12 protein-coding genes are annotated in these 14,781 nt (G+C 40.5%); 2 read left to right on the top strand and 10 right to left on the bottom strand.

What is annotated here, in order from left to right:
- Positions 1-10 precede the first annotated feature (10 nt).
- The 7 genes from mutL to gatC all read right to left on the bottom strand — a co-directional run bounded on the left by mutL (position 11) and on the right by gatC (position 10,442).
- The gene (mutL, locus tag FF105_RS07030) at positions 11-1,960 is read right to left on the bottom strand and encodes a DNA mismatch repair endonuclease MutL (protein ID WP_010275781.1); all 1,950 of its coding nucleotides are present in this window, start codon (positions 1,958-1,960) and stop codon (positions 11-13) included.
- A gap of 3 nt (positions 1,961-1,963) precedes the next feature.
- A complete protein-coding gene (mutS, locus tag FF105_RS07025) occupies positions 1,964-4,531 on the bottom strand; it encodes a DNA mismatch repair protein MutS (RefSeq protein WP_010275777.1) in 2,568 nt (855 codons plus the stop codon).
- Between the two features lie 116 nt (positions 4,532-4,647).
- Entirely contained in the window at positions 4,648-6,045 is a 1,398-nt protein-coding gene (rlmD, locus tag FF105_RS07020) for a 23S rRNA (uracil(1939)-C(5))-methyltransferase RlmD (protein ID WP_010275773.1), read from the bottom strand.
- A 74-nt stretch (positions 6,046-6,119) separates the two neighbouring features.
- Positions 6,120-7,103, bottom strand: a complete 984-nt coding sequence (locus FF105_RS07015) for a diacylglycerol kinase family lipid kinase (RefSeq protein WP_004910532.1) — start codon at positions 7,101-7,103, stop codon at positions 6,120-6,122.
- Positions 7,104-7,207: 104 nt separating this feature from the next.
- Positions 7,208-8,647, bottom strand: coding sequence for an Asp-tRNA(Asn)/Glu-tRNA(Gln) amidotransferase subunit GatB (gene gatB, locus FF105_RS07010; protein WP_010275767.1), 1,440 nt, complete (start codon positions 8,645-8,647; stop codon positions 7,208-7,210).
- A gap of 17 nt (positions 8,648-8,664) precedes the next feature.
- Positions 8,665-10,131, bottom strand: a complete 1,467-nt coding sequence (gene gatA, locus FF105_RS07005) for an Asp-tRNA(Asn)/Glu-tRNA(Gln) amidotransferase subunit GatA (RefSeq protein WP_010275762.1) — start codon at positions 10,129-10,131, stop codon at positions 8,665-8,667.
- 2 nt (positions 10,132-10,133) lie between these two features.
- Complete coding sequence (gene gatC / locus FF105_RS07000) at positions 10,134-10,442, bottom strand: Asp-tRNA(Asn)/Glu-tRNA(Gln) amidotransferase subunit GatC (protein ID WP_010275758.1); 309 nt, start codon at positions 10,440-10,442, stop codon at positions 10,134-10,136.
- A 194-nt stretch (positions 10,443-10,636) separates the two neighbouring features.
- Between gatC and rpsO the strand changes: the two genes are divergently transcribed.
- Both rpsO and rpsT read left to right on the top strand, forming a co-directional pair.
- Positions 10,637-10,906, top strand: coding sequence for a 30S ribosomal protein S15 (gene rpsO / locus FF105_RS06995; protein WP_004902545.1), 270 nt, complete (start codon positions 10,637-10,639; stop codon positions 10,904-10,906).
- A 49-nt stretch (positions 10,907-10,955) separates the two neighbouring features.
- Positions 10,956-11,207, top strand: coding sequence for a 30S ribosomal protein S20 (gene rpsT / locus FF105_RS06990; protein WP_004910538.1), 252 nt, complete (start codon positions 10,956-10,958; stop codon positions 11,205-11,207).
- A 56-nt stretch (positions 11,208-11,263) separates the two neighbouring features.
- Here rpsT and FF105_RS06985 read toward each other — a convergent pair whose 3' ends face one another.
- From FF105_RS06985 to dinB, 3 genes are read right to left on the bottom strand one after another with little or no spacing between them, the layout of a single operon-like run.
- Entirely contained in the window at positions 11,264-12,631 is a 1,368-nt protein-coding gene (locus tag FF105_RS06985; protein WP_010275708.1) for a DEAD/DEAH box helicase, read from the bottom strand.
- Positions 12,631-13,611, bottom strand: a complete 981-nt coding sequence (locus FF105_RS06980) for a DHH family phosphoesterase (protein WP_010275705.1) — start codon at positions 13,609-13,611, stop codon at positions 12,631-12,633. Before FF105_RS06980 ends, FF105_RS06985 begins: the two co-directional genes overlap by 1 nt.
- Positions 13,612-13,651: 40 nt before the next feature.
- Positions 13,652-14,737 carry a DNA polymerase IV gene (dinB, locus tag FF105_RS06975; RefSeq protein WP_010275702.1) on the bottom strand — a complete coding sequence of 362 codons (1,086 nt, stop codon included), beginning with the start codon at positions 14,735-14,737 and terminating at the stop codon, positions 13,652-13,654.
- Positions 14,738-14,781: the final 44 nt, after the last annotated feature.

Genomic DNA, 14,781 nt, shown 5'->3' with positions numbered 1-14,781 from the left:
TTTCTCCAAATTAGTAAGGATGATTATCATATTCTTCCCAAGCTTCATGCGCGTCTTGAATGCGCTTAAACATCTTTTCCATTTCATTTAATGTGAAACTTGTCAATACCGGACGTCCGTGTGGGCAATTATAAGGGTTCTCTGTCTGCGCCAATGATTGCAAAAGTGTACGTGCCTGCAAATCACTCAGATGCATATTGGCCCGAATTGAACGTTTGCAACTCATCATAATGGCTGTTCGTTCACGAAATTCTGCAATGGTTAAATGACCATCCCTTAAAATCCAGTCTACCATCTCTTTAATCGTATCTTCTTCTTGACCTTTGACAAACCACGTTGGATGTTCACGAATAATCACTGTTGTCGCCCCAAAAGGTTCTAGATGTAATCCAACCTGTTCTAAATCGGTTTCATGATCAGCAATTTTCAACATATCTGCTGCCGAATATGTAATCGTAATTGGTACTAACAAACGTTGCTTATCCTGCCCCACAAGCCCAATTTCTTCTCGATAATATTCATATTTAACACGCTCTTGAGCAGCATGTTGATCAATAAGATACAACCCTTCACTACTTTGAGCAAATAGAAATGTACCGTGCATTTGTCCAATATAATCTAATTCTGGAAAACCACTCTGGCTTTTGGGCGCGACATCAAGGATTTGTTGATCAGCAATCATCTGGGCGTGATAGCTCGGCATCTCTTCGGCAATCTGGTTGACTGGTTCACTGTCAAAAATTAATATTCCCTCTTCATGTTGATACTTCTCGGCAAAAGACTTTACTGCTGAATCCGTTAATTGACGTTTGTCCCTTATGGCAACAACCGCTTCATCATCTATTTTTGCTGGCGCAACTATCGGTGGCTTTTCACTTGACGTCCACGGTGCTAGTTGTTTAGCTTTGGGCGCTGGCTGATGAGTCTCCTGAGGTTTACCGTACAAATTTTCATAGGCATCGGGAATTAAATTTTCATCGGCCAATCTGTCTTTAATCGTTTTGATAATTAAATCAGCCAATTCAGTCTCTTTTGATAATCGTACCTCAGACTTTTGCGGGTGAACATTGACATCAATCAACAACGGACTAGTGCTGACATTTACTACACCCATTGGAAAACGACCAACCATCAATTTAGAACCATAGCCACGAATAACAGCATTCGAAACTGCAAAATTTTTAATGAATCGACCATTTATTAAAATGGTTAAATAATCTCGTGATCCTCGTGTCAATTCTGGTAATGAAATGAAGCCAGTCACGTTGAAATCATCATCTTCACCACCAATTTCAACCATTTTTTGCGCAACATCACGACCATAAATAGCAGCTACCACTTGTTGCTGGTTACCATTACCAGTTGTTTGCAACAAATTCCGACCATCGGCTGTCACAGTGAAAGCAATATTAGCATAAGACAAAGCAATACGATTCATAATGTCTGCAATACGCGCTAATTCTGTTTGTGGGCGTTTGAGATATTTCAAACGCGCTGGCGTGTTGTAAAACAAATCTCTAACCGTTACCACCGTTCCGCGACGTCCATTAGCAGGTGTTGCTGACACTTGCTTCCCGCCCTTGATATGATACATGAGCCCGGTGTTTGAAGCGGCAGTGGTTGTATTCAATGTAACGTCTGCAATTGCGGCAATTGATGGTAAGGCTTCACCTCGAAATCCCAGCGACATGATATTAAATAAATCATGGCGATCGTTAATTTTACTTGTTGCATGTCTGGTAAATGCCAGTGGCACATCTTCAGGGTCAATGCCATCACCATTATCAACGACGCGAATCATTGATTCACCGGCATCTTCAACTAAAATTTCAATTTGAGTGGCACCCGCATCTATGGCATTTTCAACCAGCTCTTTGACAACACTAGCCGGTCTCTCAATCACTTCACCCGCTGCAATTTGGTTGGCTAAAAGATTAGATAATTCATGTATACGTGTCATAATTTATGACCTCAATTTCTTCAAATCTGCTAACAAATTCAGTGCGTCCAAGGGCGTCATTGTGGCAATTGTAATCTGATCTAATTTTGCTAACAACTTTTCAGTGTTCTGATCTACCGCGTCCACATTAAACAACGCTACTTGCTGACTCGCAGGTGTTTCACTGGTAGGTTGACTGGTTATGCTGCCTTGCTCTAATCCGCTCAAAATGTTGGTAGCATTTGCAATTAATGTTTCTGGCAATCCAGCCAAGGCTGCCACGTGAATACCATATGATTTGTCAGCTGGTCCCACTTGAATTTGATGTAGAAAATGAAGCTTACCTGCTTCATCCTCAACCGCGCCAACATGAACATTAACGATACTTGCATGTTGATTGGCTAGTGCCGTTAGTTCATGATAGTGAGTGGAAAAAAGTGTTTTGGCGTGGACATGGGCATCCAAATATTCAATAATTGCTTGCGCAAGTGCCATGCCATCGTAAGTAGCCGTCCCACGACCTAACTCGTCAAATAAAATCAAGGAATGCGCAGTGGCTTCTTGCAACGCCAAATTGGCTTCAGCCATTTCCACCATGAATGTTGACTGACCCATTGCCATATCATCGTTTGCCCCGATTCGGGTAAAAATTTGATCAAACACTGGCAACACAGCGCTGTCAGCGGGGACGAAACTGCCCATTTGTGCTAACATCACAATCAACGCCAATTCTCTCATGTACGTTGATTTTCCGGCCATATTTGGTCCTGTAATTAACTGCATACTGGTATCTTGATCAAGCAAAACATCGTTGGCAACAAACTCACCAGTGGCTAATAACGATTCGACGACAGGATGACGGCCTTGTTTGATATCAATGACATTGTCATTCGTAAACGTTGGTCTAACAAAACGATGGCTGTCCGCTACATCTGCTAAACTTGCTAACACATCTAAACGCGCTACTTGGCGTGCTAAGGTCTGAAGGCGATTGATGTTAGCCTTGACCCGCTCTCGCACTGTAACAAACAATTCGTATTCACGTTCCGCTCGCTTAAGCTGAGCTTCGTTAATCAGGCTTTCGTGTTCTTTTAATTCAGGTGTGACAAAGCGTTCTGCGTTCGTCAAGGTTTGACGCCGTTCATAGCGTCCTTCAGGTAACTTAGCAACGTTGGCTCGCGACACTTCAATGAAAAAGCCAAAGTTTTTATTGTATTTCACTTTTAATGTGTTGATGCCTGTTGTAGCACGTTCATCCGTTTCTAACTGTGCTAACCATTGTTGGTTTTCTGTTAACACACGACGATAATCGTCAATTTTACTATCGAAACCTGTGTTAATCAGATCACCCTCACGAACACTAACTGGCGGATCATCAACGATTGCTTCATCAATTAAACCTGCTAAGTCAGCCATTGCATCTAATTCACCACCGGCCGAGCTCAAGATAATATCACCCTCAGCCAAAACTGATTTCATCCCCGGAATAGCAGATAACGATCGCTTCAACTGCACCAGTTCACGGGGATTCATTGTTCCCATTGCCGCACGTGCCGCCAATCGTTCCAAATCATAAACTGATTTTAAATGGTCTTGTAGCGCACCACGAACAAAAAAAGCAGATTGAAAGGCCGAAACAACATCTAATCGATGGTTAATGTCATCAATATCGCGTAATGGTTTCAATAACCATTGTTTTAATAGGCGTCCACCCATCGCCGTTTTGGTTTCATCAATTAAACCTAATAATGAACCAGATTTTTTATGGGTTCTAGCATTTTCGACCAAATCCAAATTCGTACGGGTATCTTGATTGAATTTAAGGTAGGCAAGACGCTCATAACTCTCAGCGGGGACAATATGTTCAAGATTGCGTCGTTGCGTATCAAATAAGTAGTTCAATAAAAGCGCTGTAACACTTGCTTCACTTGCATTGGCTAATCCCTTGGTTAAAAAGCTCACAGTAGCATTCGCTTCAGCCGATTCTTGAGTTGATACTACCAACCCTTCTTCACCTAATTGATTAGCCAGCTGTAAGGTGATTGTTTGTTCATCATTTTTTAACAGCACCACTTCTTTAACTTCAAGAGAACGTAACTCATCTATCACATCTTCAAAACGCTTAATCGTTGTTACTTTTAACTCACCGGTTGATAAATCAATGTAACTGAGACTGAAACGCTGGTCATCTGGTAAAATTGCTGCTAAATAGTTATTTTGCTTATCATTGCCTGCTCCACCAAGCATCTTAGTACCAGGTGTTATCAGTTGAACAACATCACGTTTCACCATACCTTGTGCAACGGCTGGATCTTCCATTTGCTCAACAATGGCGACTTTATAGCCTTGATCGACTAGAATATCAATATAATTTTGTGCCGCATGGTGGGGAATGCCAGCCATCGGCACTGGGTTTTCAGCATTTTTATTACGTGCCGTTAACGTTAATTCTAGTAATTTTGCACCCAAAACAGCGTCATCTTCAAACAACTCGTAAAAATCTCCCAAACGATAAAAAACGAATGCGTCAGGATATTGCTTTTTGATTTCATGATACTGCACCATCATCGGTGTATCAGCGGTTTTGCCCATAATCAATGCCTCTTTTCATAACTATAATTTTACCATACGATATTTTACAACTTGCTAATAAAAACGCTCACATACACCAAATGATGCCACGTGAACGATTGACTTGTCTTGTCAAATTATGATTTTACACCGCGCTTAAAGACAGTGACACTCTCAATATGCGTTGTCTGTGGAAATTGGTCGAGCGGTTGAATGTCGCCATCAATCACGTAACCATTTGCTAAAATTTCGACAGCATCACGTGCTAAAGTAGCTGGATTACAACTGATGTAAACAAAAGTCTCAGGTGCCATGGTACTAACTGCTTCAATCAATTCAGAAGTTAGCCCTTTTCGTGGTGGATCAACAAACACAACATCAGGTTTTAAGCCTTCATTTGCCCACTTTACCATTTGTTCTGGTGCATCAGCCAACACAAACTCTACATTACCAATATGATTATTATGTGCATTCTTTTCTGCATCAGCAACAGCACCTTCAATCACTTCAACACCATAAACTTTTTTCACCTGATCAGCAACTGATAAAGTAATGGTTCCAATACCAGAATATGCATCAACGACTGTATCCGTGGCTTTCAATCCGGCTTTTTTGGCCGCTAAAGTATAGAGTACAGATGTTGTCTGTGGATTAACCTGGTAGAAAGAATTTGGTCCAATCACAAAATCTTTGCCCATTAACTGATCGTGAATATCATCCGCACCCCAGATTGTTTCATTCCAATCACCCATAATCACATTAGTATCATGGTTATTAATATTATGAATAAAACTCTTTAGTTCTGGTAACTTTGCTCGTAATTTGTCGGCAATTTCTTCGGCTTCAGGCAAACGTTTGGTATTAGTAACAATAACGACCATCAATTCGTGTGAGTAATAACCACGGCGAGCCATAATGTGCCGGACGACACCTTTTTTGGTATGTTCATCATAAGCAGATACATTGTAGTCTCGCAGAATATCTCGTGTTACACGAACTGCTTCATCCACTTTTGGATCTTGAATGTAAAAATTATCAACTGGTACGAGTTTATGTGAGCCTCGCCGATAAAATCCGGTTGTCAGTTGACCATCAATCATTTGCACCGGAACCTGCGCCTTATTACGATAAGCCGTAGGATTGGTCATCCCAATAGTTGGTGCAACAGTAACTGGTACGTTAACCTTTTTGAATAATTGTTCAATTTGACGCTGTTTAAACTTAAGTTGCGCATCATACTTTAAATTGGCTAATGGCGCAATTCCTGTTGTAATTGCAACTTGATCAACGTCGGACACACGATCTGGCGAAACAGTTACACGCTTGATAACACGTCCAAATGCATAATTCTTAAGAACTTTCGTCACAACAACACGGATGGTCTCTCCAGGAATCGCGTCAACAACAAAAATTGGAAAACTATCAATTTTGATGACGCCCATGCCTTGATAAGTAATATCAATTACTTCAGCTTCAACTTCTTGGTTCTTACTAACTGGTACTTTTTTTGGATAAACTCGATTAGCTTTCGCCATGATAATAACTACTTTCTCGCGCCTTTTGATACGCACTTAAATAAAATTGCAACAGGAACACGTTTGCTAAATAATCAATTCTCTAATTTTTCTGCAGCTTCAACAAACTTGCGTTTGGCATCACTAACAACTGTCTCAGACATGCCTGAACGGTTAGCCACAAACTCGATATGTTGCTGCAAATCAGTAAATACCATCGGTGCATCTCCACCATATTCACCATCAATATTGACTTTCATTTGGGCATTATTTAGTGGCAAAATTTCAACTTTATTTGTCTTTTTATAAATCAAATTTGGGTTGTTAATATGCTTACCACCATTAATCATTTGGGCAACCATTTGTAGTATTTGTCCCAAATTTGATTCTTTAATAATGAGCAATGTGAACCGACCATCATCGAGTTGTGCATCAGGTACAATTGATTCAAATCCACCGACCGAATTGGTTAATGCCAAAAAAATCATGGAAATACTACCGGAATATTCACCGTCGTCATATTGCACCGTCGCATTAACCGGTTTGATCCGAGTCAACAATTCTGCACCTTTGACCAAATAAGCAAGATAACCATACAAAGATTTCATCAATGATGGCACTGCATAAGTCACTTCACTAATGGTCCCTAGTGCCGCAATATTCATGAAATATTTTGTCTTGTCATCTTTATCAATTTGACCAATATCCATTTTAATGGTCTCATTTTGTAAAATAACCTTGGCGGCTTCTAGTGGTTCGTCACGAGGTAATTTTAAAGCACGCGCATAATCATTAGTTGTTCCCGCTGGAATGACAGCCATCATAGGACGTTGCTTCAAGGGCGACAAGCCATTCACAACCTCGTTAATCGTACCGTCCCCACCAGCAGCAACAATCAAATCAAAGCCTTCTTCTGCAGCTCGTTTAGCTTCCTTAGCAGCACTCATCGGCTCAGGTGTTGTCGCAAAAGCAGATGTTTCGTAACCAGCCTTTTCGTAGACAGATAAAATATCTAGCATTTCACGTTTAATTGCTTCTCGACCAGAAGTCGGATTATAGATGATTCTTGCTCGTTTCATAGTTAAGCATGTTAACCGACATAGTAACGTCAGTCACATGTTTCCTTTCTGAGAAATATATGTACATGAAGCAATGCATTTGCTTCACTAAATTAACAGTTGGTTTAGCGTTTGTTTAATTCTGCCAACAATAACTTGTTCAAAACACCTGGGTTAGCCTGTCCCTTTGACATTTTCATCAATTGACCAATCAAATAACCCGTAGCACGATCTTTTCCACCCTTAAAGTCTTCGATTGATTGTGGATTGTTATCCAACACTTCAGTAATCCAAGCTAACAATACATCGGGATCACTTAGTTGCACTAAGCCATGCGCTTTTGCGAATGCCTCAGGCTCTTCACCTGTCATGATCGCTTCAAAAACTTGTTTGGCTTGTTTGGTTGAAATTGTACCATCTTCAATCAATTTCACCATGCCCGCCAAATGTTCTGGGGTCAGCTCTGTATCTTGCAATTCTACTTGATGTTTGTTCATATAAGCATTGACATCACCAATCAAATAATTCGCTGCACGTTTAGCATCAGCACCAGCGGCAATTGTATCATCATAAAAATTAGCCATAGCCAGTGTCTGCGTTAACACTTCAGCATCATACGGCTCAATACCAAGGTCGTTCACATAGTGGTCGCGGCGCTCACCAGCTGACTTGGGTAAGCTTGCTGCAACTTCATCAATCCATGTTTGATCGATAACCACTGGTGACAAATCAGGTTCTGGAAAATAGCGGTAATCATCAGCGCCTTCTTTGACACGCATTAAAATCGTTGACTTTGTAGGTTCATCATATCGTCGTGTTTCCTGACGAATTTCACCACCAGCGCGGAGCACTTCAGCTTGACGCTTTTCTTCAAATATCAATGCATTACGAACATAGTTAAACGAGTTGATATTTTTCATTTCAACCTTGGTTCCGTAAGTATCTGATCCGTATGGTCGAATTGAGATATTGACATCGGCACGCATTTGCCCCTCTTGCATTTTGGCTTCAGACACGCCTGTGAACAAAACGGCTTGACGTAATTGTTCAAGGTAAGCATATGCTTCTTCTGGTGAGGCAATATCTGGCTCAGACACAATTTCAATCAACGGTGTCCCTTGACGATTCAAATCAACATATGAATAACCGTCGCTACCGTGTGTGTTTTTTCCAGCATCCTCTTCAACGTGCATTTCTTTAATGCGAACACGTTTCACTGTACCATCGTCCAAAGTCACATCCAAATAACCATTTGTACCAATGGGGGTTTGTGACTGTGTTGTCTGATAAGCCTTGGGATTATCAGGGTAGAAATAGTTCTTACGGTCCCAACGAATAAATGGTGAAACAGTTGCGTTTAACGCCAGTGCCACACGCATACCGTATTCCAGCGCGCCTTTATTGGCAACAGGCAAAACACCTGGATAGCCAAAATCAATCACGTTCGTATTTTCATTAGGCTCATCACCATAATGTACCGGTGAGGGTGACAACAGCTTAGAGTTTGTTTGCATTTCAACGTGGACTTCAAGTCCAATTGTTGTTTCAAAATTTCCAGTTCCCATTTGTGTGCCCCTCCTTTTTAATACTTTGTCGCAATGTCAGGCTGCTGATCAAACAAGTGACTTGCTTGCTCGTAAGCATAACCAGTTTGATAAACAGTTTGTTCATCAAAAGGTTTACCAATGATTTGCAAACCGACTGGTAGCCCGTCAACAAAACCAGCGTTCACTGACAATCCTGGTAATCCTGCCAAATTAACCGGAATGGTTAATACATCTGCCAAATACATAGCTGTTGGATCGTCGACTTCCTCACCCAATCCATAGGCAACAGTTGGCGCAGTTGGTCCAACGATTACATCGTACTTTTCAAAGACTTTGTTAAAATCTTCAATTAATAACGTTCTAATCTTGGCAGCTTTTTTGAAGAAAGCGTCATAAGCACCAGCTGATAGAGAGAAAGTTCCTAACATGATACGACGCTTTACCTCATCCCCAAATCCTTCTGAACGTGTTTTAACATATAAATCTTCCAAGTTCTTAACATCATCAGCTCGGAAACCATAGCGTACACCATCATATCGTTGTAAGTTTGATGAAGCTTCTGAAGACATAATAATATAATAGGCTGCGACACCATATTTTGTGTGTGGTAGACTGACTTCATCCACCGTAGCACCTAAAGCCTCCAATTGAGCGATGGCAGCCTTAACTTGCTGTGCCACTTTAGGATCAATACCTTCTCCAAAATATTCTTTTGGTACAGCAATTTTCAAGCCCTTAACATCACCCGTTAATTTCTTAGAAAAGTCAGGTACTTCACGCTGAGATGCTGTTGAATCGTGGGCGTCAAAACCAGCAATTGCACTCAAAACAGCAGCATTGTCCTGAACTGTCCGTGTGAAAGGACCAATTTGGTCCAACGATGATGCCATTGCGAACAGTCCCCAACGTGATACGCGACCATAAGTTGGTTTCATGCCAACAATACCATTAAAGGCAGCTGGCTGGCGAATGGAACCACCAGTGTCTGAGCCTAAAGCAAATGGTACTTGTCCACCCGCAACGGCAGATGCAGAACCACCTGATGACCCACCAGGCACCTTACTATGGTCCCATGCATTCGTTGTTTTCTTGTAATAAGAAGTTTCCGTTGAGCCACCCATCGCAAACTCATCCATATTCGTTTTACCGACTGAAACGGCACCATTATTGAATAACTTTTCAACCACTGTGGCATTATAGATTGGTTTAAAGCCTTCCAAAATATGAGAGGCCCCCGTTGTTTGAATACCCTTGGTAGCCAAGTTATCTTTTAACCCAACTGGAATACCTGTCAACACATTGTCAAAATTGCCTTTTTCATCAATTAATTTTGCTTGTGCTAGCGCTTCATCAGGGTTAGTTGAAATAAATGCTTGTAATTGTTCATCTGTAGCGGCAATATTATCAAGCGTGGCTTCGGTCAACTCCGTTGCCGTGATTTCTTTATTAACCAACTGCTCATGCAATGAGGCTAAATCATGTTCAAAATAATTAAATGTCATATTTATTCACCCTCGCCATCTAGAATTGCTGGCACTTTAATTAATCCAGCTGCCGCCAAAGGCGCATTCTCCAACAGTTCTTGCTTTTGTCCCCAATTATTTGCGACATCATCTCGCAAGTGATTGACAGTCTCGGTAACAGAATAAGTCGGCTCGACATTATCCGTATTAACTTCACTCAAGGTATCAAAAATATTTAAAATATCACTCAATTGTGTCGTGAATTGGTCTAATTCAGTGTCATTAAACGCCAATTTAGCCAAACCGGCGACATGAGCAACTTCGTCACGTGTTATTGTTGTTTCAGCCATGTGTGAGATAGTTCCTTCCAAATTTATATACTGTATTATTTTACCACACTCTATCAGGTCATTGCCCTTGCATTTCAAGACACTTCATGTATAATTGAATACGTTGTATAAACAACACGACCAAATACTTTGTTTGACGTCTCACCGTCGTTTTACACAGTTTTTGGTGACATTTTAGAAAGGTGGATATGATTATGGCCCTTACACAAGAACGTAAGAACGAAATCATTAAGGAATATGCCCGCCACGAAGGCGATACAGGTTCAGCGGAAGTACAAATCGCAGTTTTGACTGCTGATATTAACGAGTTGAACGTACACATGGCAGCTCACAAACATGATTTCCACTCACAACGTGGTTTGATGAAGAAAATTGGTAGCCGTCGTAACTTATTACGTTACCTCCGCAATACTGATATTCAACGTTATCGTGAATTAATCCAACGCTTAGGCTTGCGTCGTTAATCTTCGGATTACTTGAAAGCCTCGTATCAAATTTAAGGAGAAAAGACATATGCCTGTTATTGAATCAGCAATTCAACGTGTTCGTCTTACGAAAAAGCAACATGATCGTAACGAACCCCAAATCAGTGCTTACCGTACAGCTGTTAAAAAGTTTGAAAAAGCTTCAGTTGCCGGAGCAGATAATTTGGCAGAATTATATAAGGCTGCTTCTTCAGCAATTGATCACGCCTACTCAAAAGGTTTGATTAAGAAGAACAAGGCTTCACGTGAAAAGTCACGTCTAGCTAAGTACGTTAAGTAATTAACGACCAGTCAAAAAAAGACATGACATTATTCAATGTCATGTCTTTTTTGTGTCTAACGTGTTTCCCCACGTTTTTTATTTGCTTTACGTGTTGCACGCATTTCTTGACGCTGCGCAATACGCCGATCCATTTGATCTTGACGTTTGATTGCATTTTTTATGCGCCTTTTATAACCAGGTTTAACTATTTTTTTCTTTTTCTTGACCATACCAACCATGGTTGGATCCAGTTTCTTAGTGGTTGCAACACGTTGCTTACGAGCCCGACGATCTTTCACATCAACAATTTCATTGTCTTTAATTTGTTTTGCTTTAAAATCAATGCCCAGTGACTCCAGTTCAGCCACTTCATCTTCTTCATCCGGACCATATAGTGTAATCGCCAAGCCAGGCAATCCATTTCTCCCGGTACGGCCGACGCGATGAACAAAAAATTCTAGCTCATCTGGAATATCATCATTAATAACATGAGAGACCCCTTCAATATCAATACCGCGAGCCGCCAAATCAGTAGCTACCACGTACTGATATTCTAGGTTTTGAATTGCTTTCATCACACGGCGGCGTTCACGTGGCTCAATATCACCATGTATTTCAGCTATTTTCAAACCGTGACCACGCAAATAACTTGCAATTTCCTTTGCACGCTCTTTTGTATTTGCAAACACTAATGCCAAATAGGGATTCCCTATCGTGAGAACCTGTAATAAGACATCATTTTTATCTTTTGATTTCGTCGCTAATAACCAATTATCGATTGTATCAGCAATCACTGTCGAGACTGGAATCGCTTCAAAATGCGGATTATCGAGGTATTTCTTTAAAAATGGCTTGAGCTTTTCCGGCATTGTCGCACTAAAAACAAGTGTTTGCAATGTCTCTGGCATTGCGCCTGCAATATAATCAACTTCACTCAAAAATCCCATATCAAGCGTCATGTCGGCTTCATCCACAACTAATGTACGGACTGCATGTAATTTCAAAGCACCTGATTCAACCAAATCTTTAATACGGCCAGGTGTACCAATCACAATTTGTGGCTGTTGATGTTCTAAATGCTTGATTTGTCGCTGCTTATCAGTGCCACCGACAAATTCAGAAATAGTAATATTCTGGTTGAACTGTTCAGCAAATAATTTAGTTGCAAGTGTAATTTGAGCTGCTAATTCACGCGAAGGCGTCGTAATAACAGCTTGAACATAATTTTTTTTCTGTTCCAATGCGTTGAGAATTGGAATCAAAAAAGTATGGGTTTTACCCGAACCTGTTTGTGATTGTCCAACTACATCACGTCCTTGCAAAATATCAGGTATTAACTTCGCCTGAACTGGGGTTGGTTCATAAAACCCAATCGCACTTAATGCTGTAATAATTTCGGGTTTTAAATTAAATTGTCCAAATTGGTTTGCTTTTTCAGCCATCAATCTTCCTTTTCTACACCATACTTTTCTATAAGTGCACTATCCACAATTTTCACTAGTCGCGCAATATCATTCTTATCTTGTGCCCATGCGCCCGAAGCCATTGGATGCCCACCACCATCAAATTGATTTGCAATTTGATTAATCACAATGGTTTTGGACCGTAAACGTACACGGAAATTACCTTCATCTTGTTCTTCAAAAATTGCCCACGCTTTCACACAGTCAATTTTTGAAGGCAGTGGCACAACGAATGCTGTTCCAGACTCTTGCAAATTAAATTTTTTAACCAAGTCTTTGGTCATGACAATATAAGCGAAACCTGAAGGCAAAATGGTCAAATTTTGTAATACATAACCAGACAACTTGGCCGCATTTTCGGAAATCGTCTCCATGTGATGATGAACAGTCTCATAGTCAAAATGATATTTAAATAACTCGGATACAACGCGGAACGTTTCAGAATCCATGCCGTACATAAAGCGACCAGTGTCACCAACAATACCAATATACAGCAATCGGGCTGCCTCTTGTGTCATCACAAGCCCTTGGTCCTTCAGCAACTCGTAAAACTCATAAATCATCGTACTTGTAGCAGAATGACCCTCTTTCACCCATTGCCAATCGCCATACTGATCATCATTTGGATGGTGATCGATTTTGATAATTTCTAAACCATTAGACCAACGCTGATCATCTACTCGCGGTGCATTTGCTGTATCCGTTACGATCACCAAAGCCTTATTATAGGTTGCATCAGAAATTGTGTCCATAAAAGGCTCAGTCTCACTCATCCAAGCCAATCCTGGCACAGGCTTCCCAACAGCATAAATATTTTTTTCAGGAAAACTAGCTTTCAGTATCGCTTTTAGGCCTAATTGCGAGCCAAAGGCATCTGGATCAGGTCGCTGATGTCGATGGATAATAATGGTTTCATAACGTTTAATTTGTTCTAATATTTGCTCTTCAATACGTGCCATGTCTATTCTTTCTCAAATACTATTTCCTACAATTGTATCATTAAAATAGCGACATTTCCTCAAAAGTCGCAGATTGTAGATTACTCATTGAAACGCCTAGCAAACGCACTGAAAATTCGGTACCAATATTATCTTCAAACGTTGCTTGTGAAGCCATCACCAGTGTCGCTTCATTCAATTGCCAAGGGGCATCTTGTGTAATCGCACGTGTTATTGTGTTAAATTGATCATCCCTAATTTTGATATTTAAAGTACGTCCAATCAGTTTTTGTCGTTTCAAGCTCATAATTAAGCTACTCACTAGCTTTTTGAATTCAATTTGAACGGCATTGTTGTCATGCAATGCATGGTCAAACGTTTCTTCTTTACCAATCGACTGTCGCTGTCTTTGCCATTCAACTGCACCAAAATGAACACCGCGAGCTTGCCAATACAAACGTTCGCCCATTTTGCCAAACTCAGTTTTGAGTGTTTCTTGTGACATCTGACGTAAATCTAAACCATTTTCAATACCCAATTCATCAAACTTTTCTTTTGTTTTTTTACCGACTCCGCGAAAAGCACTTATTGGTAAGTAATCTAAAAACTGAAGTTGGTTCTCATGATCAATCACAGTGACGCCATTAGGTTTATTATATTCTGATCCTAATTTGGCTAATAACTTATTGTGAGAAACCCCAATAGAACTCGTTAGTTGTGTTTCTTTTAATATCTGGTGCCTTATTTCAGCAGCCAAAGTTGCACCACTTAAAATATTTTCCGTTACATCCAAGTAGGCCTCATCAAAAGCCACAGGTTCAACTTTAGTGGTAAACCGACGAAAAATATCATGAATTTGTGCGGAAACAACTTTATATTTGGGAAAGTTTGGCGAGAGAAATATGCCATTGGGTGCCAATCGTTTTGCTTCAAAAGCACTCATCGCAGAATGAATGCCCAGCTGACGCGCAACATAATTAGCAGTAGCAACCACCCCATGTCCGTTATTTTGAGTTGGATCCCTTGCAATAATTAAGGGCTTAGAACGTAATTCTGGCTGATCTCTCATTTCAATTTGCGCATAAAATGCATCTAAATCAACATGTAATATTTTACGTTTATCAATTGTTGTCAAGAATTCTGCCATGATTATATTTTATCACGGGAACACTTGTTCTTGCAGCTTATTTA

The organism is Leuconostoc sp. UCMA20149 (assembly GCF_030400235.1).
Classification (GTDB): Bacteria; Bacillota; Bacilli; order Lactobacillales; family Lactobacillaceae; genus Leuconostoc; species Leuconostoc pseudomesenteroides.
The sequence above is the reverse complement of the archived record's forward strand: the minus strand, read 5'-3'. Positions and strand labels throughout refer to the sequence as shown.

What these genes read in the sequence shown, in the direction of transcription:
- mutS (WP_010275777.1), bottom strand. Translation starts at nt 4,531, where the DNA reads ATGGGCAAAACCGCTGATACACCGATGATGGTGCAGTATCATGAAATC.
- dinB (WP_010275702.1), bottom strand. Translation starts at nt 14,737, where the DNA reads ATGGCAGAATTCTTGACAACAATTGATAAACGTAAAATATTACATGTT.
- rlmD (WP_010275773.1), bottom strand. Translation starts at nt 6,045, where the DNA reads ATGGCGAAAGCTAATCGAGTTTATCCAAAAAAAGTACCAGTTAGTAAG.
- gatA (WP_010275762.1), bottom strand. Translation starts at nt 10,131, where the DNA reads ATGACATTTAATTATTTTGAACATGATTTAGCCTCATTGCATGAGCAG.
- FF105_RS06980 (WP_010275705.1), bottom strand. Translation starts at nt 13,611, where the DNA reads ATGGCACGTATTGAAGAGCAAATATTAGAACAAATTAAACGTTATGAA.
- mutL (WP_010275781.1), bottom strand. Translation starts at nt 1,960, where the DNA reads ATGACACGTATACATGAATTATCTAATCTTTTAGCCAACCAAATTGCA.
- FF105_RS07015 (WP_004910532.1), bottom strand. Translation starts at nt 7,103, where the DNA reads ATGAAACGAGCAAGAATCATCTATAATCCGACTTCTGGTCGAGAAGCA.
- FF105_RS06985 (WP_010275708.1), bottom strand. Translation starts at nt 12,631, where the DNA reads ATGGCTGAAAAAGCAAACCAATTTGGACAATTTAATTTAAAACCCGAA.
- rpsT (WP_004910538.1), top strand. Translation starts at nt 10,956, where the DNA reads ATGCCTGTTATTGAATCAGCAATTCAACGTGTTCGTCTTACGAAAAAG.
- gatC (WP_010275758.1), bottom strand. Translation starts at nt 10,442, where the DNA reads ATGGCTGAAACAACAATAACACGTGACGAAGTTGCTCATGTCGCCGGT.
- rpsO (WP_004902545.1), top strand. Translation starts at nt 10,637, where the DNA reads ATGGCCCTTACACAAGAACGTAAGAACGAAATCATTAAGGAATATGCC.
- gatB (WP_010275767.1), bottom strand. Translation starts at nt 8,647, where the DNA reads ATGGGAACTGGAAATTTTGAAACAACAATTGGACTTGAAGTCCACGTT.